24 protein-coding genes, 1 tRNA gene and 1 pseudogene are annotated in these 25417 nt (G+C 36.5%); 14 read left to right on the top strand and 12 right to left on the bottom strand.

Annotated features, from left to right (window positions below; genetic code table 11):
* Positions 1–28 precede the first annotated feature (28 nt).
* Positions 29–1030, top strand: coding sequence for a pyridoxal phosphate-dependent aminotransferase (locus L1994_RS05385; protein WP_278100654.1), 1002 nt, complete (start codon positions 29–31; stop codon positions 1028–1030).
* Positions 1018–1611: an NTP transferase domain-containing protein gene (locus L1994_RS05380; RefSeq protein WP_278100653.1), complete on the top strand. Its 594-nt coding sequence runs from the start codon at positions 1018–1020 to the stop codon at positions 1609–1611. Before L1994_RS05385 ends, L1994_RS05380 begins: the two co-directional genes overlap by 13 nt.
* A 96-nt stretch (positions 1612–1707) precedes the next feature.
* On the opposite strand, the gene L1994_RS05375 is transcribed toward L1994_RS05380, so the two are convergent.
* From L1994_RS05375 to L1994_RS05360, 4 genes are all read right to left on the bottom strand, one after another.
* On the bottom strand, positions 1708–2589 hold the full coding sequence (locus tag L1994_RS05375; protein WP_278100652.1) for an ArsR/SmtB family transcription factor: 882 nt from the start codon (positions 2587–2589) through the stop codon (positions 1708–1710).
* Positions 2590–2615: 26 nt separating this feature from the next.
* A complete protein-coding gene (gene alaS / locus L1994_RS05370) occupies positions 2616–5351 on the bottom strand; it encodes an alanine--tRNA ligase (protein ID WP_278100651.1) in 2736 nt (911 codons plus the stop codon).
* Between the two features lie 73 nt (positions 5352–5424).
* Complete coding sequence (locus L1994_RS05365; RefSeq protein WP_278100650.1) at positions 5425–5742, bottom strand: SWIM zinc finger family protein; 318 nt, start codon at positions 5740–5742, stop codon at positions 5425–5427.
* Positions 5743–5832: 90 nt separating this feature from the next.
* Positions 5833–6540, bottom strand: a complete 708-nt coding sequence (locus tag L1994_RS05360) for a Nif3-like dinuclear metal center hexameric protein (protein ID WP_278100649.1) — start codon at positions 6538–6540, stop codon at positions 5833–5835.
* A 94-nt stretch (positions 6541–6634) separates the two neighbouring features.
* Here L1994_RS05360 and L1994_RS05355 point away from each other — a divergent pair, with 94 nt between their 5' ends.
* From L1994_RS05355 to L1994_RS05345, 3 genes are read left to right on the top strand one after another with little or no spacing between them, the layout of a single operon-like run.
* Positions 6635–8143, top strand: a complete 1509-nt coding sequence (locus tag L1994_RS05355; RefSeq protein WP_278100648.1) for a homocysteine biosynthesis protein — start codon at positions 6635–6637, stop codon at positions 8141–8143.
* Positions 8140–8526, top strand: coding sequence for a DUF362 domain-containing protein (locus L1994_RS05350; protein WP_278100808.1), 387 nt, complete (start codon positions 8140–8142; stop codon positions 8524–8526). The genes L1994_RS05355 and L1994_RS05350 overlap by 4 nt, the downstream gene beginning before the upstream one ends.
* Complete coding sequence (locus tag L1994_RS05345) at positions 8527–9243, top strand: UPF0280 family protein (RefSeq protein ID WP_278100647.1); 717 nt, start codon at positions 8527–8529, stop codon at positions 9241–9243.
* A gap of 77 nt (positions 9244–9320) precedes the next feature.
* Here L1994_RS05345 and L1994_RS05340 read toward each other — a convergent pair whose 3' ends face one another.
* On the bottom strand, positions 9321–9719 hold the full coding sequence (locus L1994_RS05340; protein WP_278100646.1) for a hypothetical protein: 399 nt from the start codon (positions 9717–9719) through the stop codon (positions 9321–9323).
* Positions 9720–9798: 79 nt separating this feature from the next.
* Between L1994_RS05340 and L1994_RS05335 the strand changes: the two genes are divergently transcribed.
* From L1994_RS05335 to L1994_RS05315, 5 genes are read left to right on the top strand one after another with little or no spacing between them, the layout of a single operon-like run.
* Entirely contained in the window at positions 9799–10089 is a 291-nt protein-coding gene (locus tag L1994_RS05335) for a hypothetical protein (RefSeq protein WP_278100645.1), read from the top strand.
* 5 nt (positions 10090–10094) lie between these two features.
* A complete protein-coding gene (locus L1994_RS05330) occupies positions 10095–10616 on the top strand; it encodes a tRNA (cytidine(56)-2'-O)-methyltransferase (RefSeq protein ID WP_278100644.1) in 522 nt (173 codons plus the stop codon).
* The gene (locus L1994_RS05325; protein ID WP_278100643.1) at positions 10594–11700 is read left to right on the top strand and encodes an ATP-grasp domain-containing protein; all 1107 of its coding nucleotides are present in this window, start codon (positions 10594–10596) and stop codon (positions 11698–11700) included. The genes L1994_RS05330 and L1994_RS05325 overlap by 23 nt, the downstream gene beginning before the upstream one ends.
* Complete coding sequence (locus tag L1994_RS05320; protein WP_278100642.1) at positions 11694–12215, top strand: transcription factor; 522 nt, start codon at positions 11694–11696, stop codon at positions 12213–12215. The genes L1994_RS05325 and L1994_RS05320 overlap by 7 nt, the downstream gene beginning before the upstream one ends.
* Positions 12212–12742: an HDIG domain-containing metalloprotein gene (locus L1994_RS05315; protein WP_278100641.1), complete on the top strand. Its 531-nt coding sequence runs from the start codon at positions 12212–12214 to the stop codon at positions 12740–12742. The genes L1994_RS05320 and L1994_RS05315 overlap by 4 nt, the downstream gene beginning before the upstream one ends.
* A gap of 131 nt (positions 12743–12873) precedes the next feature.
* On the opposite strand, the gene L1994_RS05310 is transcribed toward L1994_RS05315, so the two are convergent.
* Positions 12874–13374, bottom strand: coding sequence for a TrpY family transcription regulator (locus tag L1994_RS05310; protein ID WP_278100640.1), 501 nt, complete (start codon positions 13372–13374; stop codon positions 12874–12876).
* A 225-nt stretch (positions 13375–13599) separates the two neighbouring features.
* On the opposite strand from L1994_RS05310, the gene L1994_RS05305 reads away from it, so the two are divergent.
* Positions 13600–13684, top strand: a tRNA-Leu gene (locus tag L1994_RS05305).
* Positions 13685–13749: 65 nt separating this feature from the next.
* On the opposite strand, the gene L1994_RS05300 is transcribed toward L1994_RS05305, so the two are convergent.
* The 3 genes from L1994_RS05300 to L1994_RS05290 all read right to left on the bottom strand — a co-directional run bounded on the left by L1994_RS05300 (position 13750) and on the right by L1994_RS05290 (position 16092).
* On the bottom strand, positions 13750–14586 hold the full coding sequence (locus tag L1994_RS05300) for an IS5 family transposase (protein ID WP_278100639.1): 837 nt from the start codon (positions 14584–14586) through the stop codon (positions 13750–13752).
* 387 nt (positions 14587–14973) lie between these two features.
* Positions 14974–15432, bottom strand: a complete 459-nt coding sequence (gene bcp / locus L1994_RS05295) for a thioredoxin-dependent thiol peroxidase (RefSeq protein ID WP_278100807.1) — start codon at positions 15430–15432, stop codon at positions 14974–14976.
* Positions 15433–15579: 147 nt separating this feature from the next.
* Positions 15580–16092: a DNA-deoxyinosine glycosylase gene (locus L1994_RS05290; protein WP_278100638.1), complete on the bottom strand. Its 513-nt coding sequence runs from the start codon at positions 16090–16092 to the stop codon at positions 15580–15582.
* 311 nt (positions 16093–16403) lie between these two features.
* On the opposite strand from L1994_RS05290, the gene uvrA reads away from it, so the two are divergent.
* From uvrA to uvrB, 3 genes are all read left to right on the top strand, one after another.
* Positions 16404–19211: an excinuclease ABC subunit UvrA gene (gene uvrA, locus L1994_RS05285; protein ID WP_278100637.1), complete on the top strand. Its 2808-nt coding sequence runs from the start codon at positions 16404–16406 to the stop codon at positions 19209–19211.
* An 84-nt stretch (positions 19212–19295) separates the two neighbouring features.
* Positions 19296–20861, top strand: a complete 1566-nt coding sequence (uvrC, locus tag L1994_RS05280; RefSeq protein ID WP_278100636.1) for an excinuclease ABC subunit UvrC — start codon at positions 19296–19298, stop codon at positions 20859–20861.
* A gap of 115 nt (positions 20862–20976) precedes the next feature.
* The gene (uvrB, locus tag L1994_RS05275) at positions 20977–22917 is read left to right on the top strand and encodes an excinuclease ABC subunit UvrB (RefSeq protein WP_278100635.1); all 1941 of its coding nucleotides are present in this window, start codon (positions 20977–20979) and stop codon (positions 22915–22917) included.
* 123 nt (positions 22918–23040) lie between these two features.
* Here the strand turns inward: uvrB and L1994_RS05270 are convergent, their stop codons facing one another.
* The 3 genes and pseudogenes from L1994_RS05270 to L1994_RS05260 form a co-directional block, all read right to left on the bottom strand.
* Positions 23041–23481, bottom strand: coding sequence for an FKBP-type peptidyl-prolyl cis-trans isomerase (locus tag L1994_RS05270; protein WP_278100634.1), 441 nt, complete (start codon positions 23479–23481; stop codon positions 23041–23043).
* A gap of 87 nt (positions 23482–23568) precedes the next feature.
* Positions 23569–23979 carry a CBS domain-containing protein gene (locus L1994_RS11905; protein ID WP_341275814.1) on the bottom strand — a complete coding sequence of 137 codons (411 nt, stop codon included), beginning with the start codon at positions 23977–23979 and terminating at the stop codon, positions 23569–23571.
* Between the two features lie 120 nt (positions 23980–24099).
* Positions 24100–25269 (bottom strand): annotated as a pseudogene (locus tag L1994_RS05260) (chloride channel protein); the annotation flags it as partial.
* Positions 25270–25417 lie beyond the last annotated feature (148 nt).

Here is a 25417-nt window from a genome sequence, read left to right as displayed (position 1 = left end):
CAACTAAAATGAAGAAGGAGAGATTTTTTTGGAATCAGGTTTTCCCCGGAAAGTGAGCCATGGAGGTGCATCACAGCTTCGTCTTGATAAAGATAAAAACAGCATAATGGACTTTAGTGCAAATTTAAACCCATTCCCTCCTGTTTTTGACTGGAAACCTAACCCTGCTCTTATATCAGCATATCCTGACGACTCATATCATGAGCTAAAAACAAAGGTTGCGCGTAGATTTGGCTGTCATGAAGATGAGATTTGTGTTGGAAACGGATCAATTGAAGTAATAAGATCATTTTTTTACGCCACTGTGAAAAAAGGCGATTATGTAAAGACCGATTTGCATACATTTGGAGAATATGCTCTTTCAATAAAACTTGCAGGAGGAATCCACACAACAACGGAAGATAAGGCAATTCGTATTCGTGTCGTCTGCAATCCCAACAATCCAACAGGTTATGTATATCCAAAAGATGAACTTTTAAAAATGGCAGATGCCTGCAATGAAAAGGATTCATTTCTTTTTGTAGATGAAGCATTCAATGATCTTTCAGATAAGGCGGAAACTCTTATTGGAGAAGGCATTTCAAATGTGTTTGTGAGCAGATCTCTTACCAAATCATTTTCAGTCCCGGGTCTTAGAATAGGGTTTGGTTTTGGGAGTCCTGAAATCATAGAAAAAATTGAAGTTATAAGACCGCCCTGGACCCTGAATGGTTTTGCAGAAGATTTCGCATCAAAAGCTATTGAGATTTATGATGAACTTGAAAAGTCAAGAAATCTAATCAATATCGAAAGAGAATGGCTCTATAAAAAATTAGACGAAATAGGCATAGAGTATCTGCCTTCCGGCGCAAATTTTATTCTTCTAAATATAAATCGTGATTCCAAAGATTTTATAAAAGAAATGTTAAAAGAAGGAATTTTTATCAGAGATTGTGCTTCTTTTGGACTCTTACAATCTGTCAGGGTTGCAGTAAGGACAAGACGCGAAAATATCTGTCTTGTGGAGGCTTTACAGAAGTGCTGGCGCTGATAATGGCAGGAGGTCTTGGCACAAGAATGAACCTGGGTGAAAAGCCTCTTGTGAAAGTCGCCGACCGTCCAATGATTTCGTATGTAATCTCGGCATTTGAAAATGCAGGATATGATGTTCTTGTTGTTGTAACCAGAAAAGTTCCAATGACAAAAAACTGGTGCAGGGCAAACAGTATTGATTTTTATCAAAGTGACGGGGCAGGCTATGTTGATGACATGGTAAGCTGTATAAAAGAGATTGAAGAAACAAATCCTTTCTTTTCATGCGTGTCAGATATACCGGGGATTACTCCGGAAATCATTCATGAAGTTTATGCAGAATATAAAAAACAGGACATACAGGCATGCTCAGTCTGGGTTCCCCGTGACCTATTTGATGAGAATAACTGCAAATGTAGTTATCATGAAACAATAAACGGGTCTATTTCCTGTCCTGTTGGTCTAAATATACTTAATGGAGCTGAAATTGAAAATGAACAAAAGGAATTTAAAATTCTATTAAACCGCCCAGAACTTACTTTTAATATCAATACTCAGGATGAACTTAAAAGAGCTGAAATTTTTTTTAACAAAAATTAAATTTAAACAGATTCTAAGAGAAATCTCCTGTCAAATCTAAATAAAAAACTAAATGAAATAAATATTCTGATTTTAAAACTCACTAATTCTTTTAATTTAGTCTTTTTCATTATCATTTTCTGTATTTTCTTTTTCCTCAATTATTTTCCAGTATTTTTTTTCTTTTCTCCAGATTAAAGCCTCATATAACATTAGAAGGACGATTATTACACAACCTCCTGCAAAGAATGATAATACGGCGATATGCATCACATATTCAGGTTTTTTCTCATCCAAAGTTGTATCATACCTGATTCCGCTTCCAAAATTTCCGGATAAATCTTTTGTTAATAACGGCTTTGATTGAGGTTCCGGATCATATATTTTAGCATTAGCAGAGGTATGATTTTCATCATCTTCTAAAGCATCCTCTGAAGGCTGTAATGTCCTTAATGTTAACCCTTTGACAGATGAATCATCTGTCGTATTATCATATACAGCTTCTGAATACAATTCAGACTCTGATATATAGTCAGCAGAGACGAAATCCCCAGAAGGACTAATGCCGGCACTTTGAGCCTGCGTATTCCCCAAACCTCCAATACCTGAAAAAATAGTACTGGTAATTATTCCAAGCGCTATCACAGATAAAATAAAGAAGCTGAATACAGACGCATATTTCATTAAAACCTGTCGGATGTCATTGTTTCCGGCAGATACAATAACAATCTGTTCACAAACCCCGTAAACCTTTACTTCTCTTCCCTTTTCGCTGTATTTTATTTTTTTAACTTCTATAAGCCCGGCGTCAAGAAGATTTTCAATATGATATTTTATTGTTGTAAGCGGCTGGTTTAGATTTTCTGCTATCTCTGAAAGTGTCTGATTACCTTTTTTTAGATTCGACAGAATGTCGTTTGCTGTCTGACTTGCCATGGCCTTGCCTATTTTTTTGGCTCTGTCATCGCCTGGTTCAAGCAGAACAACACTATCTGTCATGGATAAGAATAAATTAGTTATTTAATTTAGATAAATTTGGTTATCAGTTCTTTTCCTGCATCAAGCGCATTTTTTATTTGTGTTTTGTCTTTTCCAACACCCTGCGCAAGTCCGGCTTTTCCTCCCCCTTTTCCACCCAGGATATTGCATACAGTCTTTACTATTTCCCCGGCGTCAACATTTTCAATGCCTGATGCTGCAACAACATGAATTTTCTCATCGCCTCCGACAATAAGACCAACACCGCCTTTATTTGCGAAACCGGTTGCAATTGAAACTAATTCTTTTGGAGATGCATTCACTTCATATACTGCAACCAAAACTCCGTTTATTTCTTCTCCAGGAAGTGACTGGATTTTTAACTCAACAAGTTCTTTTTGCAGATTTTCAATGGTTTTCTTCTGCTCTTTCCATTCAGAAAAGAATCTCTCAACTGATGAGGGCAAAACTTCACGCTGAACACTTAAGATTTCAGATGATTTGTCAACAATGTCGTCAGTCTTTTGCATGTAGCTGATAGCTGAAAGGCCGGCTGCAAACTCAACCCTTTCAATTCCGTCCTGAACATGTTCAACCCTTATTATTTTAACTGGTCCAACCTCGCCTGTACTGCGACAGTGTGTACCTGCACATGCCTGAATATCACCTGCAACCTTTACAATCCTAATCTCCTTTCCGGGAGGGACACCACCCTGATACAGACAGAACCCATATTTTTGCTCAGCCTTTGTCCTGTCCTCCCATTCTGTATATACATGAACATTTGAAAGAACCAGTCTGTTGGCGGCAATCTCAATTTTTTTCAGTTCATCAGGAGTTATGTGCCTGAAATGGCGCAAATCAAGTCTTGATGAATCAAATCCTTTCTGGGCACCGGCCTGGTGGATATGTGCGCCTAAAACCTCCTTTGCGGCATGAAGAAGAATATGTGTTCCTGTATGGTGGCGCATCATTGTCCAGCGGAAATTTTCATCAACGAGTCCTTTTATCGGAGTTCCCCTCTTTATACTGTCACCTTTTATTTTATGGAGAATAACCTCCCCGATTTTAACAGTGCTGATTACTTTAACCATAGAATCCTTTGATACAAGGCATCCGATATCAGCAGGCTGTCCTCCGCCTTCCGGATAAAAGAGAGTCTGATCCAAAACAATGTAATCATTAAACTGATCAATTACCATAGCCTCAAATTCAGTATCAGACGTCTGTTCATAATATAAGCGATGGGTCGGTGGAAGAGCACTTATTCTCTGCCGGATTTCTGTATATGGATCTTCTTTTACTTCATCTTCTGATTCTGAATGAAGATCTGCAACAAGCGAGTAGAAGTTGTCAGGAAGTTCAACTCCTGTTCCCTCATCCCGGGCAATATCCCTTACAATCTCCGGAGGAATACCATGAGAATCATAAAGTGTCATAAGTTCCTTTAAGGGTATGTTCTTATTCTCTTTTTTGTAGGTTTCTGCAAGCTTTTGAACGATTCTTGCTCCGCGACTCATTGTCTGGTTGTATTTTTCCGTTTCATTTGCGATAATTTCGCGTATTACATCCAGTTTTTGTTCAAAAGAATCTAAACCAATGAATCGCATCTGTGCTTCTATAAGATCAAATAACTGATTGTCCATCCTGATTTCATTCATCATACGAAGTGTTCTTCTGATGACAAGACGCGCAAGGTATCCTTCCTGCGCATTTGAAGGCACAATGCAGTCCCCAAGCATGTAAGCAAGGCACCTTGTGTGATCTGCTATTGCATATATGCGCTCAACAGGCTCCATTATAGACTGGAGTTTTTCATAAGAGACATTGATATTTTTAGCAACCTGCTTTCTCATTGTTACAAGGTTTGAGCCGGAAATATCCATCATACCTGCATATTTGGCATTCATACCCAGGATTTTTGTAAATTCCGGTTCGTCAAGAAGATGTTCAATTCCGGCAGAAACCATCAGATCATTGACCATCTCAGGAAAGACTGCATCGTAAATTGTCGGAGAACCTTTTGAAGCCCAGACAAGGCGTTCCAGACCATATCCGGTATCAACAATTCTAAGATCAATTGGATAATAAGGAACACCATCAAGTTCAACAGGAGTTTTATCATTTTTGGTCTTTCCAAGACTCATGAAAACAAGCGTTGCAACTTCCAGTCCGCCAATCATTATCTCTACACTTGGGCCGGCATTCCCCCCGCCAATCCAGGGATGCTCTTTATATGTAACATCCATTAAGTTGCCGCCGATAGATTCAAGGAACTGATCGCACAATTCAACTGTTCTGTCTTTCCAGTATATTTCTTCATCATCCGAATTGAAGGCATGATGTGCCATCATCTCAAATGTGGTAAGATGTCTTCCGGAGCGTCCGACAGAATCCAGATCATTTAGCCTGATACAAGGCTGGGATATTGTAAGAGGATTTGCCGGAGGAGGTACGACTCCGCTGGTAACAAAGGGCTGAAAATCTGCAATTGAAGCAATTGTCAGATATATATCATCCCTCCATCGGGCAGCAACAGGGTATCTGTTTATTCTTGTATGGCCATTGCTTTCAAAGAAAGAAAGATAGGCTTCACGCATCTCATCAAGTGAGTGCGGTTTGAAGACCGGATTGCCTATAAAACTATAAGGCACACAGGGTGCATCACCGCAAAGTTCACGATCAGGATCTCTTGTCCAGAAAGCAGCACCACATTTGGTGCATATTTTCCTTATAAGGCCCTGGGATTTGAAATAATTAAGATGATACTCTTCCTCGAGCATAAAAAACCACGCTATATCTCAACAATTTATAATGTTTAAGTAGTATTAGTGTTTGCAATTATTCATGATTATCCTATTTGGCCCATCTGTCCTGATACCACTCAGGCATTTCAGTATAAACACCTGTATATTCGGCGATTTTGACTGCAAGGATATGCCAGCATTTATTTTGTCTGTATGAAAAATCATGGCATGTACAGAAATCATCTGCTATAACATACTCCCCTGAGTTTCCAATAACAACAAAAAAATCAAGATATTTTAAAACTCTTTTATTATCGACAGCTATTAACGCATTCACTCCTTTTTTGCCGTATCTGGCGATAATTTTATCTCTTAGGGATTTTGTAAGGTCGCCTTTGTATTTCTTATCTGTGATTTTTTTATCCATTGATGTATTTTTTTGCCGGTTTGGTTTGCTATAAAATTACTTCGTAATTTACATGAAACTGTTGCATGAAATATAATTTCATGAACTTTTTTATAAAACTGTTTTTAAATGGGGTTTTTCTTCAATAAATATCCATCCTTCTCTTTTTGCTAGAGCTTTCATCCCCGGTGATTCAAGTGCATAGTGTGTTGATTCAATAAGGGGAATACCTGCCGATAATAATACACTATGCTTAAGTTCAGATGAGAGATAGGCATCTGCACCTTTTAATTCAGCTTCTTTTATTAATTCTGTGTCAAAACCACTTCCACCGGCAACCGCAAGTTTTTCGATTTTTCCGGGATTTTTATAAATTCTAATATTTCCACCAAGTATTTTTGAAAGCTCATCCACATTCAGACAACATCTTCCAAGTATCCCTAAAGAAAGCTTTTCTCTATTTTCAAGATTTAAAATCTCTGCAAGAGCGTGATTTATACCCTCATCAGCGTGATCAAAATTTGTGTGCATAACAAAGATGTTAAGATCTGCTTTTAACGAAGTTTTTAAAATTGATTTTAAATTCCCTGAGATCTTTGTTACAGGATTCCATATAGGTGTATGATGAACAATCAGTATATCGGCTTTAGCTTTTACTGCTTCAGACACAGTATATTCAGTTGCATCAAGAGCGCATGCAATTTTTTCAATATTTTTCCTGCCTTCCACAATTAATCCTATTCTTCCTTCATCAAAATCTTCAGACAGTTCTGGTGGAGCAATTATATTGAGATAATCAATTAAATCTTCAATATCCATGTGTATTCATTAATTCTTTTGAAGTGATATATTTTCATATTACTGTTGGTAATAAACAATATATCTAAATATTCAGAAAATCAGAAATATAATTATGGATAAGTCCATTGAAGAAATAAACAGCAGAATAAGAAACGGCAATGCAAGAGTTGTCACAGCAGAGGAGATGCCTGACATTGTTGCCGAACTTGGTGAAGAAGGTGCGCTAAAGGAAGTAGATGTTGTAACAACTGGTACCTTTGGCGCTATGTGTTCATCAGGAGTATTCTTCAATTTTGGACATGCAGATCCTCCAATACGAATGGAAAGAGCATGGCTTAATGATGTGGAAGCATATTCCGGAATAGCCGCAGTTGATGCTTATCTTGGAGCAACACAGGAATCCGAAACACGCGGAATTGAATACGGTGGTGCAAATGTATTTGAGGATTTCATATCAGGGAAATCGGTTGAGCTTCGTGCCTCATCCAAAGGCACGGACTGCTACCCCAGAAAAACAATCACAACCGAACTTCTTCTTGAAGATCTAAATCAGGCAATAATGTGCAATCCCAGAAATTCGTACCAAAGATATGCTGCCGCTACAAATTCAACCGAAAATACACTTCATACATATATGGGTACACTACTCCCCGGTTTTGGAAATGTCAGCTACTCTGGTGCAGGATGTTTATCTCCGCTTATAAACGATCCAAAATTAAAAATGATTGGAAGCGGTGTTCCAATTTTCCTGTGCGGTGCCAGGGGAATGGTAATAGGGCAGGGAACACAGACTTCGCCTTCAAGTCTTTTTGCAACCCTGATGACAACAGGAAATCTGAAAGATATGTCGCCTGATTTTCTTCGTGCGGCCTCCTTTACCGGCTATGGTGTTTCATTGTATTTAGGTCTTGGAGTCCCGATACCTGTTACAGATATAGAAGTTGTCAGAAACACTGCCATACGTGATGAAGACATTAAAACATCGGTTGTTGATTATGGTGTACCAAGCAGAAACAGGCCTGATATTATAGAAGTGAGTTATGCAGAATTAAAGAGCGGAACTGTTGAAATAAAAGATGAAATTGTTAGAACCTCTTCTCTTTCAAGTTTCAAAAAAGCAAGAGAGGTTGCAAACGAACTGAGAGCCTGGATAGAAAAGGGAGATTTCACTCTGTCACTACCAACAATAAAATCAGATTTGAGACTTTCAGTAAACCCAATGAGAGAATCAAAACGTGCACCTTCAGTTCGTGAAATAATGAACACAAAAGTGACGTGCATCAAAGAGGAGGAAGAGATAAAAACAGCCGCTAAAAAACTTCTTCGTGATGAGACAAACCATCTTCCGGTAATCAATAATGAAGGAAAAGTGGTTGGAATAGTTACAACCTATGACATTTCAAAAGCGGTTGTACGCGAGAATAAACAAAACATAGTTGCCGATATCATGTCTAAGAATGTTATTACAACATCTCCTGATGAGGCAGTTGATATTGCTGCAATGAAGCTTGAGAGAAATAACATCAGTGCTCTTCCGGTTGTCGATAAGGAGGGAAAACTTGCAGGACTATTGAGTGCAATAGATCTTGGAAAACTCTTTGGCAGGAGATGGATGAAATGAAACTCCTTGTAAGTTTTTCCAGAAAGCGCGGATTCGAGCCGCTTATTGCAAAGACTGTAATGGAAACCGGCGTTTTGATCAATGTAGAAAGAGCCTATATAGAGTCAATGTCTGGTGAGGTCTTAATAGATGTACCTGATTCTGATGCATCAAAAGTATGCAATAAATTAAGAGAGTATGGTGCAAATGTTGAAAAACTTGATGAATCTGTAAGCCGCGATGAAAAAGAATGCATAGACTGTGGGGAGTGTATAAGTATCTGCCCTCAGGAGGTATTTTCTTTTGATGAGGACTGGTCAATTCAAATGGATACTGACAAATGTGTTCTTTGTGGCAAGTGCACAACTGCATGCCCGCATGGTGCCTTAAAACTACTCTCATAGATGATTAGAGAACATTTCAGGTATAAAACCACAATAACTACTATTTTGGCCGAATCTGAAATTCATATTGGAGCGGCAAAAGAGGCCATGATCTCTGCAAGGCAGGAGATTGAACGAACTATTCTTGATTATCCTCTTTTTGGATCATCTTTAGAACCTCTTTTCCCAGATGAATTAAGAACAGAGTCTACTGTAATTAACAGGATGCTTAATGCTTCAATATCTGCCGGAACAGGTCCAATGTCTGCAGTTGCCGGAACCATTGCATGGTCAGGGGTTGAGGCTATGATAGATGCCGGTGCAAAATATGCAGTGATTGATAATGGAGGAGACATAGCATTTGTTTCAGACAGACCTTTAAAGATTGGACTTTACTCCGGCAATTCAGCTATTAGTAAAAAAATGGCTTTTGTATTGCCGCCCACAGATAAAATTTACGGGGTCTGCACTTCATCTGCCTCAGTTGGTCCTTCAATCTCTTTTGGTACTGCTGATTCAACAACTGTTTTTTCTTCCGATGTTTCACTGGCAGATGCGTGGGCTACATATACATGCAATATACTAACACCAAATAAAAATGAATCCCTGATTGAAAAAATTGAAACTTCAGGAGTTGACGGCCTTTTTGGAGTGATAGACGATATTATTATAAAATGGGGATTAATTCCCAAAATCACATCCGCAGATGTTGATGAGCGGCTGATTACATCGGGTTAATCCTGTAAATGATTAATTGTTTGAGTTAAAAATATTAAATTGTTAAAATTTCCAGATAATACAGATATTCATATGTATCAATAATCAAATCCTTCTTTTAAATATAGCATTGCGTCAATATATGCATTTTTTCCAGAAAACCTTTTTAATTCATTATCTCCGTCTGATATAATAATCTCAGGAATATTTTTGTTATGTGAAAAATAGATTTCCAGAATATCAAAATCATTGATGTGAATTCCATTTTTAACTGAAGTTGCAGGCTCAAGCATCAATCTGTCTTTTTCAATCTCCTCCGGTTCAGTTCTGAAGTAATAATAAAATACCTGATATGCATTTAAAAAGTCAGAATCAATAAGTTCCTCGCGCACAGGAGGTTCAAGCTCCTGTAGTATTTCAGATAATTTCTCATTGTCCTCATCTGCAATTCCAAGAAGCTGGTCAGCCAGTTCGGCCAGTTCATAATAATCAGTCAATTATAAAATCATCTCCTGTTCAGATTTATGGTCTGTCATGTAAAAAAATATATTGTACATTCGATGAAATGTTTAAGCCATGCGTGAAGAAGACCTTGACTGGAAAATATATCATATAATCGTAGAAAAAAAGAAATGCCCGATATCCTTACTTGTAGATTTGAGCGGTACTGACAGCAACAAGGTTTTGCTATCTTTAAAAAGGCTTGAGAAAAATTGCCTTGTTAAATTTAATGATGAAAATGCTGAGATATTATCCCTTCAGGAGACAATAATGAAAAACTGCTTAAAAAATGCTCTCACTGATACAAACAGCCCTGTTATAATTCAAAATGGAATTATAAAAGAAAATCCAAATTATAAAGGATAGTTTTAATGAAAGAAGTCTGTGTTTTAAGAATAGGTCACAGGCCTGAGCGGGATCAGCGTGTGACTACACATGTTGGTCTTACAGCAAGGGCACTTGGTGCAAAGGGAATGTATCTGGCCTCCGATGATTCAGGTGTAAAAAATTCAGTAGAAGATGTTGCCAAACGCTGGGGCGGCAGTTTCTTTGTTGAAAATAACGTCTCATGGAAAAAGTGCATCAGCGAATGGAAAAAATCAGGCGGAATTGTAGTTCACCTTACAATGTACGGGTTAAAGCTTACTGACGTTGAAGAAAATATACGTGAACATGATAAAATTTTAATTGTCGTTGGCGCAGAGAAAGTTCCGGGAGATCTTTACGAACTTGCCGACTATAACATTTCAGTCACATCCCAGCCCCATTCTGAAATATCCAGTCTTGCCCTTGTTATGGATCATTTATTTGAAGGCACAACACTGAACCTCGATTTTCCTGATTCTGAAATAAAAATCATACCCTGTGAACATGGCAAAAGATTTGAGAGTTAAAAAAAAAGTTCTTGTTGTAGGTTTTACTACACGCCATGTTGCCTGTTCGGCCCATAATGCAGGATACAGTGTCTATGCGGTAGATAACTTTTGTGATAAGGATTTAAAAGATATTGTAGTCGCCTGCAGAACCTTTGATGATTTATCAGAGCTTGTTGGAATAATTGATGAATTTGACAGGGAAGAAAATTTTGACATCATTGTTGCAACATCGGGCGCTGAAGATTTAACCTTAAAAAAGAAAATATCGGGGACTGACTCCAAAACTGCCTCTTTTTATCTGGATAAAAAAAATATACAGAACTTTTTTGAATCAAACAATATTCCTGCTCCAAAAATTAGACAGCCGGGAATATACCCTGCCTTCATCAAGCCCTGTGTTGGTGCAGGCGGATGGAGAAATAAAAAGGTAGATAATTTTTTGGAAGAGAAGGAATGGACTGATTTGTGGCCGGATGTACCTTATGTCAGACAGGAGGTTGCCGAGGGTATTCCATGCAGTGTTTCATGTATAAGTAACGGTAAGAGAGCAGTTGCAGTATCTTTTAATGAACAGTTCCTAAGAGGGGGCAATAAAGACAAATCTTACGGTTTTTCAGGTGCTATTACACCATTTACACATCCAATGGAAAAAGAAATTGTAAAGACAGCTGAGAAAATTGTGTCATTAAGCGGATGCATAGGTTCTGTTGGCGTGGATTTTATTGCCGGAGAGGATTATTTTTATGCAATTGAAATAAATCCCCGTTTTCAGGCGACAATGGATATTGTTGAAAAATCTTATGGGATAAATCTTTTTAATGCGCATATGTCTGCCTGCACAGGGTTACTGCCGCATCCTGATATCAGAAGAGCAAAACAGTATACTGCAAGAAAAGTTCTTTTTGCACCAAAAGATATTGTTGTAAAAGATGATTTGAGTGTTTTTTCACCATATATCGCTGATATTCCATTAATCTGGACTGAAATTGAAGAAGGCTGTGCTGTTGTCAGCATATACGGTTTTGGAAGTACAAGAAGTGATGCACTTGAATCACTGGATAAAACTATAAAAGACATTGGCAGATATATAAGCAGATGGTAGCACAGGAAGACATACTAAAAAATGATGCAATCCGGGCTTATCTTCTTCGAATGATAGGAGAAGAAGGGATGGAACTGCTTGAAAAGTTTCCGCCGGAGGGTGAATACAGTGATGAGGATCTTGCTGAAAAAACACAGATAAATCTCAATACAGTCAGGCATACTCTATATACTCTTTATGGGAAAAGACTTGCAGAATACAGGAGAATTAAAAATTCCGAGACAGGATGGCTGACATATTTATGGGTATTAAAGCTTGGAAATATTGACAGCTGTCTTGATGAGGATATAGACGCAGTTTTGGAAATTCTTGAGACAAGAGAGCAGTATGAAACTATGAATGATTTCTACATGTGCCCGGGATGTGGCCTTAGATATACTTTTGATGAGGCTCTGAACCGTGATTTTGTCTGCCAGAATTGTGATTTAAAAATGGAACACTTTGACAATGAACTTATCGCAGAGGCACTGAAACGCCGTGTTGACAAAATTAAAGAAAATCTGGGCAGGGTTTGAAAACACAAGATGAATATATCCTTCTTTTAAAGAAAGCAGGATGTGATGAAAAGGTAATTCAGCACTGCATTGCCGTAAGGGACTTAAGTTTAATTTATGCAAAGAATGCAGGTGCTGATATTGAACTTGTCAATGCAGGCGCGCTGTTACACGACATCGGGCGTTCTCAGACACATTCAGTTGCACATGGACAAATTGGAGCAGATATTTCCCGCAGGTTTGGCATTTCAGAGGAGATCTGTCTTATTATTGAAAGGCATGTCGGCGCAGGGCTTTCAGCAGAAGAATGCAGAGAATATGGCCTTGTTCCAAAGGACTGCATCCCTCTTTCTCCTGAAGAAAAAATAGTTGCGCACTGTGATAATCTGATTAAAGGAACAAAGGTAATATCTGTTGAAGAAAGACTTTCTCTCTCATCAAAACTGAATCCCGATGCAATAAAAAGACTGAAAAAGCTTTCAGAAGAGATTGAGAAATTTTCCGGTAAAAATACAAAAGGTACAAAAAGAATAAACAGAGAAAAATAAACAGGAAGCAGAAAAAATTAACTTAAGAATTATTTATACCCTTTTTAAAAAAAAAATCTACTTCATAAATAATAATAATTTCAGTCTTTAATCTTATATTATTATTTTAGCTTTAATTTTAATTCACAGGTTTAAATTATAATTTTTCTTATCTGTGGAAGTTGTCTTAGCTCTTCATATACTATTGCAGGCGGATTTTTTTCAACGATTATTACAAGTTTTGGATCTTCTGACAACTGAGAATCAGTAACAAAGATTTGCCTTATTGACAGATCAAATCTGCTAAGAACTTCAACGGCGGCGCCAACAATTCCTTTCTGACCAGCATCTTTCGGATAGATAGTTATAACTGAAAGCCCCATATGCTCGGCGACATTTGAAAGATCGGGAGTTGCGCGCAGATTCATGAAAATCTCTTTGATCTGAGGAATAGCTAAAATTCTTTTTGCGGTTGCGTCAACTACCCTTCTGTCAGTTTTGGTAACTTTTCCGATATGTGTTGCAGGAATCTCAATTCCGTTGCATACTATCCTTCCCTCCTCATTTACGCCAAAACCATTTTCCAGCAGAAATCTGATGATTATTGTCTGCGAAGGTGAGTCTGAAAATTTTTCTAATATAGCAGCCCACATGTTAGATTGTTTACATTTATGCACATATATATACATTTATTTTGCAGTAGGTTTTACTGTTCTTTTTGCCCGATGTTATTTATTAGATATATTATAAGAAATAAAACTCGATAATTTCAACTCTGATTTGAAATTTAAAACTTAATATTTTTATAAATCTCTTTTTGCCAGCAATAAATCGGAAGCTATTTTAGTTAAAAGATCATTGTTATTAGGGTAACACAGGCGAGGGTTGCCGAGCCAGGTCAAAGGCGCAAGGTTGAGGGCCTTGTTACGTAGGTATTCGAGGGTTCGAATCCCTTCCCTCGCATTTAATTGCGAACTTTTTTGATGAATTTCTGATGTTTTTTGTATAATTTCGGCTCTGTAGAAAACCTATTCACATTTTTCAAGCAACATGTTGTGAAGAACTATCCTGATTTTGATTTCCTTAAGCTGATTATAGTATTTTCTTGAACGTAGAGTATCCCCATATTTCCTTTTAATCATTGAAAAGGCGCATTCTACAAGATTCCTTTGCCCATATTTTTCTCGATCAAGGTTATCAAACATCTCAAATCTGTATTTTCCAGAGTGAATCATTCCACCCCATTTTCTTACAGGAATTTGTGAATCGGCCCCGATAGAATCTCTAATATATTCATGCAGCCATTCTGCATCGTATCCTTTATCCATCGTAAAACACTGGCTTTTTGTAACTCTTTGTGTCTGATTAATCAATGATTTTGCATGTCTTCGATCATTCACAGGATTTTTTGAGAACTTCCATCCCAAGATCAGCAAACTCTTGGAATCAACCGCTATTGACGTTTTTACAAAAGTTTTACGCGTTTTACCAATCCTGTTTGAATAGTAATGACTAGCATAAGCACTAGTAAATCCGGTGGCATCAATTGATGTAACCGGGATTTGGGTTCCCTTCTGCAACAATTTTCTAATTGTTTTCGCAAGAATTCTGTTAAATAGAAGTCCGGAAAACCGTGTGAAAAATTTATGAAGAGTAGTGAAATGAGGTATTTCTTTTAAATCCAATAATTCTCTTATTGGTGTTAAAATCTCTAAAATATCGCAGAAATCACGATAATCAATTCCAATTTCTTCTTTTAGAATGATTAGTGAAAGAAGCTGATGCTGATTAAATTTCTTTTTAGAAAAAATAGATGAACGAAGAGGTACTCTTGATTCTTTTATGATCTCCTGAGAGATTTTCACAAGATTGATGTACCTGTTCTGCGACATTTAATTGGGAACTCCTCGTTTATTTGTGGTTAAATAATGTTGGAGTTCCTGTACGATCGATCTTTCGGTCGCTATTCTACAAGAGGATTTCTACAAGGCCATAATTTCGATTTAAATTGTTTTAGTATCTAAATTCAGACATTTGGGAACCGGATAAAAATAGAAAGATGATTGTTATATTTGCTATGAAAGTCAAAATTCCTGATAAACTTTCATCACTTTTTGTGTGATGAAAAACGCTCATCATGTGCGTTTTACATGAAAGTTACTTCGTAACTTACATGAAACCGGTGCATGAAATATAATTTCATGGATGTTTTCATTAAAAAGTCCATGAAAAATTTGTTTCATGAACGTTTTTTAAGAAATTAATTTTTCCAGAACTTCTTCAACATGTCCTTTAACCCGGACTTTTCTCCAGATGAATTCAATTTTTCCGGTTTCAGATATAAGAAAAGTAGTTCTCTCAACACCCATATATTCACGGCCATACATTTTCTTCAGCTTCCAGACGCCATACGAATCAAGTACTTTATGTTCAGGGTCTGAAAGAAGTATAACTGACAGGTTATGCTTCTCTGAAAATTTTTTGTGACTTTCGCAGGAATCTGGACTTATTCCAATTATGACGGCGTTATGCTCTCCAAATTTATTATCCTTTTCTGTGAAGGAAACAGCCTCTTTTGTGCAGGCAGATGTATTATCTTTAGGATAAAAATATAAGACAATTCTTTTCCCTTTAAAAACAGAAAGACAAATTTCACTGTTATTCATATCATAAAGACAAAAGTCAGGTGCATTGTCTCCTGGTTTGAGTATAGACAGGTCTGTAATTTAAATTCCTCCTTATAAAAAAATAATGTGTTCCAATTCCATTTAAACTGACTTGGAATTTAATCAGGAATAAAAAAAGGCCGGTATAGTCCTAAAAATCGAAAAAGATAATTCTCATTATTCTAATTCTTTTTATTCTAATAGATAATTATTCAGCACTTTCCATTGCTGAATCTTTTGTTCAGGGCTGATCTTTGCATTTGCAGCACTTGAAGATGGAAGAATAATTACAGTCACATACGGAAATAAATCAGAAAAATCAGGATTGTGCTTTTTGAATATTTTTCCTGCACCTGTTATTCCATTTAAAGCAACAACTCTTATTGTCCTGTTATTTTTAAGAAAAGAGGTAATATCATTTGGGATTATATCAGTCATTGTGCTGTCGTTACTTCCTTTTCTTCTACACTCTGAAGCAGAATCCCAAAGAGAAATCCCCTTTGATTTCAGATTTAGTATTTTTTTATCATAAGATAAATTCCGGTTTATTCCAAAAACAGCTTCAATAATTTTCCAGAAATGATTGTTTGGATTTCCATAGTACTCATTTTTTTCTAAAGACATAATTCCGGGAAAACTCCCTAAAATCAGAATTACAGGTTCAATGCCTGCTACCGGTAAAAGTCCACATTTAAATTCATTCATTGAATAACATATATGATTAAAAGATTTTGTAGATAATTGTTTTGGGCATTAAATATTCAGTATTAAAATGTTGGGTTATAAACTGTGATGTGCTAAATCTTCAGTGCTAAATTATCAATTGTTAAAATTATTCAGCATCAATATAACTGCTTAAAATTTCGTAATGCTTAATTTTGGAGAACAAATCACTTTAAGGTATTAGAAATTGTCAAGAGGGATTTAAAATTTGCAAAATACCGGTTATCACTTTCACCCCGCATGCCTGTATACTCATTTATATGAAGAATCAGATAGATTTCTGATAGCAGAAAATGGACACAATAAAAATACGGGGTGCAAGGGAGCACAATTTAAAGAATATTTCCCTTGAACTTCCAAGAGACAGACTAATTGTTATTACGGGCGTATCAGGATCAGGCAAGTCAACACTTGCTTTTGATACAATCTATGCAGAAGGTCAGAGAAGGTATGTAGAATCATTATCAGCATACGCAAGGCAGTTTCTCGGCCTTATGAATAAACCGGATGTTGACTCTATAGACGGACTATCTCCTGCAATATCAATAGAGCAGAAAACAACATCTAAAAATCCGCGAAGTACAGTTGGGACCGTAACAGAAATTTATGACTATCTGCGCCTTCTCTATGCACGCATAGGTCTGCCATTCTGTCCTAAGCATAATATTGTAATCGAATCAAGATCACCCGAAAAAATATCTGATAGTATAGAATCTGATTTTTCAGAATCAGTTACAATCTTATCTCCTGTAATACGTCAGAAAAAAGGAACATATCAGCATGTACTGAGAAGTCTGAACAATCAGGGTTATACAAGGGCCAGGGTTGATGGAAATATTGTCAGAACAGATGAGGAGATTGATTTGAAACGCTATGTAAAGCACGACATTGACATCGTAATCGACAGGTTAAATCCATCTGAAGATCGTTTTAGACTTGTTGAAGCAGTAGAATCTGCTGTTAATAATTCCGAAGGCCTTGTAATCGCTTTATCTGAGAGCGGCTTTGAAAAGAGTTACTCCTCAAAAATGGCATGCCCTGTTTGTGGTTTTTCCTATGATGAGCTACAGCCGAGAATGTTTTCGTTTAACAGTCCTTTTGGGGCATGTCCTGAATGCAACGGACTAGGGATAAAAATGGAGTTTGATCCGGATTTAATAATCCCTGACAAAACCAAATCATTATCAGAAGGTGCTGTCGCAACTTACAGAAATTTCTTAGACGGCTATCGTGTTCAGTATCTGGCGGCAGTAGCGAAACATTATGGATTTGATATCTTTACTCCTGTTAAAAATCTTACAAAAAACCAGTACAAAGCCCTGATGTATGGCTCAGATGATACAATAAAATTCAATATGAGTATGAAAGGTGGCGAAACTTCCTGGTCTCACAACGGAAAATGGGAGGGGCTTTTGCCACAGGCCTCAAGGCTTTACTGCCAGACAAAATCTGAATACCGTAAAAAAGAGCTTGAAAAATTTATGAGAGTCTCTCCCTGTCAAAAATGTAGTGGGAAAAGGCTTAGCGACAAGGCACTTTCTGTTAAAATTGCAGATAAATCAATAATTGATATTACTGACTTATCAATATCTTCATGTTTGAGTTTCTTTCAAAATATTGAACTGAATGAAAAAGATGCAGAAATAGCAAAACAGGTTTTAAAAGAGATAAAATCACGGCTGAAATTTCTTGAGGAGGTAGGACTTGGCTACCTTACACTTTCAAGAAATTCCGGAACTCTTTCCGGAGGCGAGGCACAGAGAATTCGTCTTGCAACACAAATTGGTTCTAATTTAATGGGCGTTTTGTATGTCCTTGATGAACCCTCAATCGGCCTTCATCAGCGCGATAACCATAAACTTATTGAAACTCTGCAAAAACTTCGTGATCTTGGAAACACGCTTGTTGTCGTGGAACATGACGAAGATACAATAAGAAAAGCAGACTATGTTGTTGATATAGGCCCTGGTGCAGGAGTCCATGGCGGATATATCGTATCAATAGGAACACCTGATGAAATAGAAAAAGACCCGTCTTCAATCACAGGAATGTATATGTCAGGGAAAGAGAAAATAAACGTTCCTACAAAAAGACGGATTTCTGAGTCTTTTATTCATATCAAAGGCTGTTCCGAAAACAACTTAAAATCAATTGACGCAGACATTCCACTCGGTGTATTCACGGCTGTTACAGGAGTTTCCGGAAGCGGAAAATCCACACTTATTTATGACACGCTATATCGTGCTCTTATGAAAGAGGTCAACAAATCACAAACAGAGTCTGGAAAATTTGAAGAACTCAGCTTTGATAATCCTGTTGACAAGGTAATTGTAATTGATCAAAGCCCAATTGGAAGGACACCCCGATCAAATCCGGCAACTTACACGAAAGTTTTTGATGATATCAGAAACATCTTTGCAGAGACAAAAGAGGCTAAAATTAGAGGATATAAACCCGGGAGGTTTTCTTTCAATGTTAAAGGAGGACGATGCGAAGCCTGTAGTGGAGACGGCCTAATAAAGATAGAGATGAACTTCCTCCCTGATGTTTATGTAGAATGTGAAGAGTGTAAAGGAAAAAGATATAATGCCGAAACACTTGAAGTCAAATATAAGGGAAAATCCATAGCTGATGTTCTGGATATGACAGTTGAAGAAGCCTATGAGATTTTTCAGAATATTCCGTCTGTTAAAAACAAACTTGAAACATTATGTAAAGTCGGACTTGGTTATTTAAAACTTGGACAGAGTTCAACCACTCTTTCGGGCGGAGAGGCTCAACGAATTAAAATAACACGTGAACTTTCAAAAAGATCAACCGGACAGACCATATATCTTCTTGATGAGCCAACAACAGGTCTTCATTTTCACGATGTGAAAAAATTGATAGGTGTTTTAAACTCTTTAGTTGAAAAGGGAAATACTGTCGTAGTGATAGAGCATAACCTAGATGTTATTAAATCGGCTGATCATATAATCGATCTCGGTCCTGAAGGAGGAGATAAGGGAGGAGAAATCATCGCAGCAGGAACGCCTGAAGAAGTAGCCGGAAATAAAAAAAGTTTTACAGGACAATTCCTTTCACCACTCTTAATAAAATAAATTATAGAATCAAAAATAAATAATCTATAATTTGAAAATTGGAAAATAAAATATTTGAAGACTAAAATCCAAACAATGTTATTTATGCCTGACCTTTCGCTTATACCTGATAATCCCGGCTGTTATCTCTATAAAGATAACAAAGGCAATGTAATCTATGTAGGTAAAGCAAAAAATCTGAAAAAAAGGGTTTCAAGCTACTTTAACAGAACCATTACTGATTTAAAGACAAAAGCACTTTTAAAATCAATAGATTCAATCGACTACATTATAACCGATACTGAAGTGGAGGCACTGATTCTTGAGAATAATCTTATCAAGAGATATCAGCCAAAATATAATATTGATTTAAAAGATTCAAAAAATTACGCTTATATCAAAATTTCTGATGAAAAATATCCGGCAATTCGTATAGCAAGAAAAAAAGAGGCTTCGGGTGAATATTTTGGGCCTTTCGTCTCAGCCAGAGAGCGTGATTATCTTCTTTCAGTAGTTAAAAAAATATTTCGACTCCGATCCTGCAAAAAAATAAAAAAAAAGGGTTGTCTCAGAGCACACATTGACACCTGCAGTGCTCCATGCATTGGGAAAATTTCAGAAGAGGAATATAAAAATCAGGTTAGAAAGGCTGAATCTGTTCTAAATGGGAATACTAAAGAGATTATACATTCTCTTGAGCTGGAAATGAAGGAAAAATCAGAATCACTTGATTTTGAAGCGGCAATGGTTCTTCGCGAACAGATTGAAGCCTTAAAAAATCTTGCAACCAGACAACATGTGGACAGGAATAAATTTACTGATGAAGACATTATAAATTACTCAGTAAGGGACGGTGTTTTTTACCTCATCCTTTTTTCTGTTTACAATGGCTGTCTGGCAGATAAACAGGAGTTTGTCTTTGATGCAGGCGAAGATTCACTTGAAGAGTTTATTATTCAGTATTATTCAGAAAATGAACCGCCATCAGAGCTTATTTTGCCTGTTGAAACAGACTCTGCATTAAATGAGTTTTTAACAGAGAGAAAAGAACGAAAAGTAACCATAACTGTTCCCAAAAAAGGTGATAAAAAAGTTCTTCTGGATTTAGTTTACCAGAACGTTGAATCTGTCTTTTTTGGAGGTGAAATAAAAGTAAAAGAACTAAAAAAGCGTCTTCATCTTTCTGAAAATCCTGATATTATAGAATGCTTTGATATTTCACATCTTTCGGGAACTAATATGGTAGGTTCAATGGTTCAGTTTCGATATGGAAAACCTGACAAAAGAAACTACAGGAGATTTAAAATTAAGACAGTTGACAAAATTGATGATTTTGCATCAATAGCAGAAGTTGTCAAAAGACGATATTTTAGACTTAAAAACGATGGTCTAAATTTTCCTGATCTCATTATTATTGATGGCGGAAAAGGTCAGTTATCAGCCGCAAAAAAATCTCTTGATGAGTTAAATGTAAAAATTCCAATAATTTCAGTTGCTAAAAGAGAAGAAGAAATTTTTGTTCCAGGATTCTCCTCCCCTCTGCCTCTTAAAAAAAATGAAAAGGCTTCTTTATTTATTCAGGAGATACGGGATGAGGCGCACAGATTTGCTATAAGTTACAACCGGCTTTTAAAATCAAAAGAGATTAAAGATAACTACAGGATAAAATAAAACAAAAATCCAAAAACAGGAATTTACAAGAAAAGTAATTATAAATGTTTCATATAGTTAATAAAATTTAATCGAAAAGGCCTTAAAAGAAAAAAAAATAAAACGGGATTTAGATATGCAAAATATTACCGGATTTGATCTTGTAAGTGACTTTAAACCTAAAGGTTCACAACCGGATGCAATAAAAAAATTAACCGATGGCTTTAATAAAGGCTATAAATCTCAGACTCTTTTGGGAGTTACAGGCTCGGGAAAGACTTTTACAATCGCAAATGTAATTCAGAACACTCAAAAACCCACACTTGTTCTCGCGCATAATAAAACACTTGCCGCACAGCTTTATAATGAATTTAAAGACTTTTTTCCAAATAACCGGGTTGAATATTTTGTATCATACTATGATTACTATCAGCCTGAATCATATATTCCTTCAAAAGATCAGTATATTGAAAAAGATGCCCAGATTAATCCTAAAATTGAACAGATGCGACTTTCTGCAACAGCCTCTCTTCTCTCAAGAGAAGATGTTATTGTTGTGGCGTCTGTTTCAGCAATATATGGTCTTGGAAACCCTGAAAATTTTGAAAATATGGGCTTTGAGATTAATGTCGGCGAGAAAATCAAAAGAACCGATATTTTGAAAAATCTTGTGGATATTTTATTCGAGAGAAATGATCTTGAACTAATGCCTGGAAGATTCCGGGTAAAAGGAGATACTATTGATTTCATCCCGGGATATTTTAACAACATAATCCGCATTGAAACTTTTGGTGATGAAATAGAAAAAATTCTGGAGATTGATAAGCTTACAGGAGAAAAAATCGAATCTAAGGATTATTTCTTTGTTTATCCGGCAAGACATTATGTAATTCCAGATGATGACAAAACAGATGCAATAGCAAAGATAAAAACAGAGCTTGAGGAAAGATTAAAAGAACTTGGACCATTTGAGGCACACAGACTTCGTCAAAGGACTCTTTTTGATATTGAAATGATAGAGGAGACAGGTTCATGCAAGGGAATTGAAAACTATTCACGTTTTTTTGATCACCGGAAAAAAGGTGAAAAGCCCTTTTGTCTTCTGGATTATTTCCCTGATGATTTTTTGCTTGTCGTTGATGAAAGTCATCAGACTCTTCCTCAGGTCAGAGGCATGTATAATGGTGATCGTTCAAGAAAAGAGCCGCTTGTCAATTTTGGATTCAGATTGCCTTCTGCATTTGATAACCGCCCCCTTGTCTTTGAGGAATTTGAAGAATATATGCATAATGTAATATTTGTCTCTGCAACACCTGGCATTTATGAAAAAGAACATTCAGAAAGCTTTGTTGAGCAAATAATTCGTCCCACAGGCCTTGTAGATCCAGAAGTTTTCGTACGTCCTGTTGAAGGGCAGACTCAGGATGTTTTAAATGAGATAAAAAAGACAATCAAAAATAAAAACCGTGTTTTAATTACTACTCTGACAAAGAAACTTGCTGAGGAGTTAACGGAATTTTTAGCTGAAAAAAATATCAAAACAAGATACCTCCATTCAGATATTGAAACAATAGAAAGGACAGAGATTATAAGACAACTTCGCCTAGGCAAATTTGACTGTCTTGTCGGAATCAATCTTTTAAGAGAAGGTCTTGATATTCCTGAAGTTGGTTTTATTGGGATACTTGATGCAGACAAGGAAGGATTTTTGCGGGATGCAAAAAGTCTCATTCAGATTATCGGCAGGGCAGCAAGAAATGCAGAATCCTATGTGGTTTTATATGCCGATAATATGACTGATTCGATGAAATCAGCCATTGCTGAGACAAAAAGACGACGTGAGATACAAATAGAATTCAATAAAAAACACGGAATACATCCAAAAACAATTATTAAACCAATAAAAGAAAAAGAGGCAGATCTTACAGACATAAAACACCTGCCAAAAAAAGAGATCCCAAATCTTTTAATTGAACTTGAATCAGAGATGCAGATGGCAGCTAATTCACTTGAATTTGAAAGGGCGATTAAATTAAGAGACCAGATAAAAAAGATAAGGGCTGGTAGTAGTCTCTGATTAATTTCCTTGAATTGATTTTAATTTTATCATATGAAAATGTCTTATCAGGCATTCTATTCTGATTTTAACATTTTTATGCTGAAATTTACAACTATATGTTTTTTATATACATGAAATTTGTTATTCCTGAATCTCCAAAAGCTCAAGTTCATATTTCAAGTCTTTTCCTGCCATTGGATGATTTGCATCAACCTTTATTGATTTTTTAGTAATTTCTACTACACTGACAAGAGATTTTTGTCCTGTTGGAAGTTTTATTGACACAATGTCTCCGGGATTTGGATCACACAAGAGATTCAGTCCGGATTTTCTCATCTTAAATATAAGACGCTTTTTGTATTCACCATATGCTTTTTCAGCAGGAAGAATTATTTCTGTTTTTTCACCAACAGTCATTCCTGTGAGAGCCTCTTCAAATGCCGGATTAATTTTTCCGTCTCCGATCTTAATTTTTAGTGGCTCTTCGTTTTTTGATGTCTCAAATAATTCTCCTTCCAGAGTCCTGCTTGTAAAATGAATTGATACAATATCTCCTTTTTTAACTCCGGCTGTCTTTACCATATATCTATATAACTAGTCATTATCCGCATAAAAAATCTGTACAATTAGAAATTATGCAATATATCAAAAAAGTCTAAAAAATAATGCTTAAAATTTCAAATTTTCTTTTAAATATTTATTACTAACAGATTTATAATCAAGTGTCATTTTCTTTGTATATGAACGCATGATGTCTGTAGATGTTATAAATCCTAATAGAATTTTTGGATCATTGTTATCAACAACAGGTATATGGTGAATCTCGTTTTCTATCATAATAGAGAGCGCTTCTTCAAGATTTGAGTCTGTATTTAATGTATAAACCGAGGTATTCATTATATCACTGATTAAAAGATTATCCTCTTTATGTGGTTGTATGTCCCTGTGTGTTACTATGCCTACAAGCTGACCATTATCAATCACAGGAAAACCGGTGTGTCTTGTTCTGTCAATTGTAGAAAATACAATTTGACAGGGATCTTTTGGACTTAAATAAATTAAGTCACTGAATTTTTTCATCGCACTTCCTGCGGTTATTTCCTCAAGTATCTCAATCTGATATTCTCCTCTGTGGGCAGAAGACTGAGCTTTTGTTTTAACCTGTTTTCTAAAGATAGTGTTTTCTCCGGTGATAAGACAGGATACTGCAACTGCACCCATTGCCGGGACCAGAAGTGAAAAATCGCTCGTCATCTCCACTACCATTATCATAACAGATATTGGAGCATTTGCAATTCCTCCAAACAGGGCAATCATCCCAACTATAACAAATGCAGGAACAGATGCCAAAGGAACAAAATTTGGAATCAGATTATGCAAAATCATCCCTAATGCACCTCCGGCGGCTCCTCCTATTGCAAGTCCGGGTGCAAAAACACCACCGCTTCCTCCAGAACCTATTGTAAGAGATGTAGTGAGAATTTTGGCAAAAGGAAGTATTATAAGAACTGTTAGTGGAAGCATATTATATATGGCAAGTTGAATAAAACCATAACCTGTTCCAAGACTTCCAAGCGCTGCTAACATTGTATAAGGAGACAGGTGAGCTAAAATCAAAACAAAGATTGCTATAAAAAATGCTCCTGAAACAGGCTTTAGGTATTTAGGTAAATTATTTTTCTCAAAAAAGTCTGAAAAAATTTTTCTTGCTCCATAAAATGATTTAATATACAAAAGACCAACAAATGCAGAAGAAACGCCCAATAATAAAAATAATGGTATCTGAACAATTTCCCATGTAATATCTGCTGTTCCAAATATTGGATTATAACCCTCAAAAAATCCAAATATTGAATATCCTATTATTGATGCCAAAAAAGATGGCATAACGACATCTGCTTCAAAATCTCAGGTATATAATATTTCTGCCGCAAGAATAGCTCCTCCAAGAGGTGCTTTGAATATTGTTCCAATACCTGCTCCTATACCTGTAGCAAGAGCTATCCTTCTTTCTCTGGGGGATAATTTTAAAGCATCCGCAGCTATAGACCCAAATCCGGCTGATATTTGTGCAGTCGGTCCTTCTCTTCCGGCACTTCCTCCTGTTGAAATTGTAAGAATTGAAGCTATTGCCTTTATTACAGGAACTCTCCATCTGATTTTGCCATCGCCATGAAATGCTTCTATTGCCGCATCTGTACCATGCCCTTCTGCTTCCGGTGCAAATTTATAAACCAGAAGACCTGATAAAAAAGCTCCTGTACATATTACCGGAAGAATAAGCCAGATAAAAGGAGGAGGAGACCAATTTGAAATGCTCTCTATTGATTGTCCCTCAACAGGATAATTATAGCCTATTAGAATATCCATCACAAAACGGGTGCCATATTCCAGTCCCCAAAAGAAGAGAAGTGCTCCAACACCGGATATTATTCCAACAACTATACCGAGAAGCATCATCTTTTTAAAAGAAGAAGCTTTTTCATCCTGTGGCAACATTTTAAAAAATTAAACTTTC

The sequence above is a fragment of the Methanomicrobium antiquum genome, assembly GCF_029633915.1.
In the GTDB taxonomy this organism is placed as follows: Archaea; Halobacteriota; Methanomicrobia; order Methanomicrobiales; family Methanomicrobiaceae; genus Methanomicrobium; species Methanomicrobium antiquum.
This window is presented reverse-complemented; position numbering and strand designations above follow the sequence as displayed.

Excerpts from the sequence above, each read along its gene's own strand:
- L1994_RS05375 (WP_278100652.1), bottom strand. The coding sequence starts at position 2,589 with ATGACAGATAGTGTTGTTCTGCTTGAACCAGGCGATGACAGAGCCAAA.
- alaS (WP_278100651.1), bottom strand. The coding sequence starts at position 5,351 with ATGCTCGAGGAAGAGTATCATCTTAATTATTTCAAATCCCAGGGCCTT.
- L1994_RS05365 (WP_278100650.1), bottom strand. The coding sequence starts at position 5,742 with ATGGATAAAAAAATCACAGATAAGAAATACAAAGGCGACCTTACAAAA.
- L1994_RS05360 (WP_278100649.1), bottom strand. The coding sequence starts at position 6,540 with ATGGATATTGAAGATTTAATTGATTATCTCAATATAATTGCTCCACCA.
- L1994_RS05355 (WP_278100648.1), top strand. The coding sequence starts at position 6,635 with ATGGATAAGTCCATTGAAGAAATAAACAGCAGAATAAGAAACGGCAAT.
- L1994_RS05350 (WP_278100808.1), top strand. The coding sequence starts at position 8,140 with ATGAAACTCCTTGTAAGTTTTTCCAGAAAGCGCGGATTCGAGCCGCTT.
- L1994_RS05345 (WP_278100647.1), top strand. The coding sequence starts at position 8,527 with ATGATTAGAGAACATTTCAGGTATAAAACCACAATAACTACTATTTTG.
- L1994_RS05335 (WP_278100645.1), top strand. The coding sequence starts at position 9,799 with ATGCGTGAAGAAGACCTTGACTGGAAAATATATCATATAATCGTAGAA.
- L1994_RS05330 (WP_278100644.1), top strand. The coding sequence starts at position 10,095 with ATGAAAGAAGTCTGTGTTTTAAGAATAGGTCACAGGCCTGAGCGGGAT.
- L1994_RS05325 (WP_278100643.1), top strand. The coding sequence starts at position 10,594 with ATGGCAAAAGATTTGAGAGTTAAAAAAAAAGTTCTTGTTGTAGGTTTT.
- L1994_RS05320 (WP_278100642.1), top strand. The coding sequence starts at position 11,694 with ATGGTAGCACAGGAAGACATACTAAAAAATGATGCAATCCGGGCTTAT.
- L1994_RS05310 (WP_278100640.1), bottom strand. The coding sequence starts at position 13,374 with ATGTGGGCTGCTATATTAGAAAAATTTTCAGACTCACCTTCGCAGACA.
- L1994_RS05290 (WP_278100638.1), bottom strand. The coding sequence starts at position 16,092 with ATGAATGAATTTAAATGTGGACTTTTACCGGTAGCAGGCATTGAACCT.
- uvrA (WP_278100637.1), top strand. The coding sequence starts at position 16,404 with ATGGACACAATAAAAATACGGGGTGCAAGGGAGCACAATTTAAAGAAT.
- uvrC (WP_278100636.1), top strand. The coding sequence starts at position 19,296 with ATGCCTGACCTTTCGCTTATACCTGATAATCCCGGCTGTTATCTCTAT.
- uvrB (WP_278100635.1), top strand. The coding sequence starts at position 20,977 with ATGCAAAATATTACCGGATTTGATCTTGTAAGTGACTTTAAACCTAAA.
- L1994_RS05270 (WP_278100634.1), bottom strand. The coding sequence starts at position 23,481 with ATGGTAAAGACAGCCGGAGTTAAAAAAGGAGATATTGTATCAATTCAT.
- L1994_RS11905 (WP_341275814.1), bottom strand. The coding sequence starts at position 23,979 with ATGAAAAAATTCAGTGACTTAATTTATTTAAGTCCAAAAGATCCCTGT.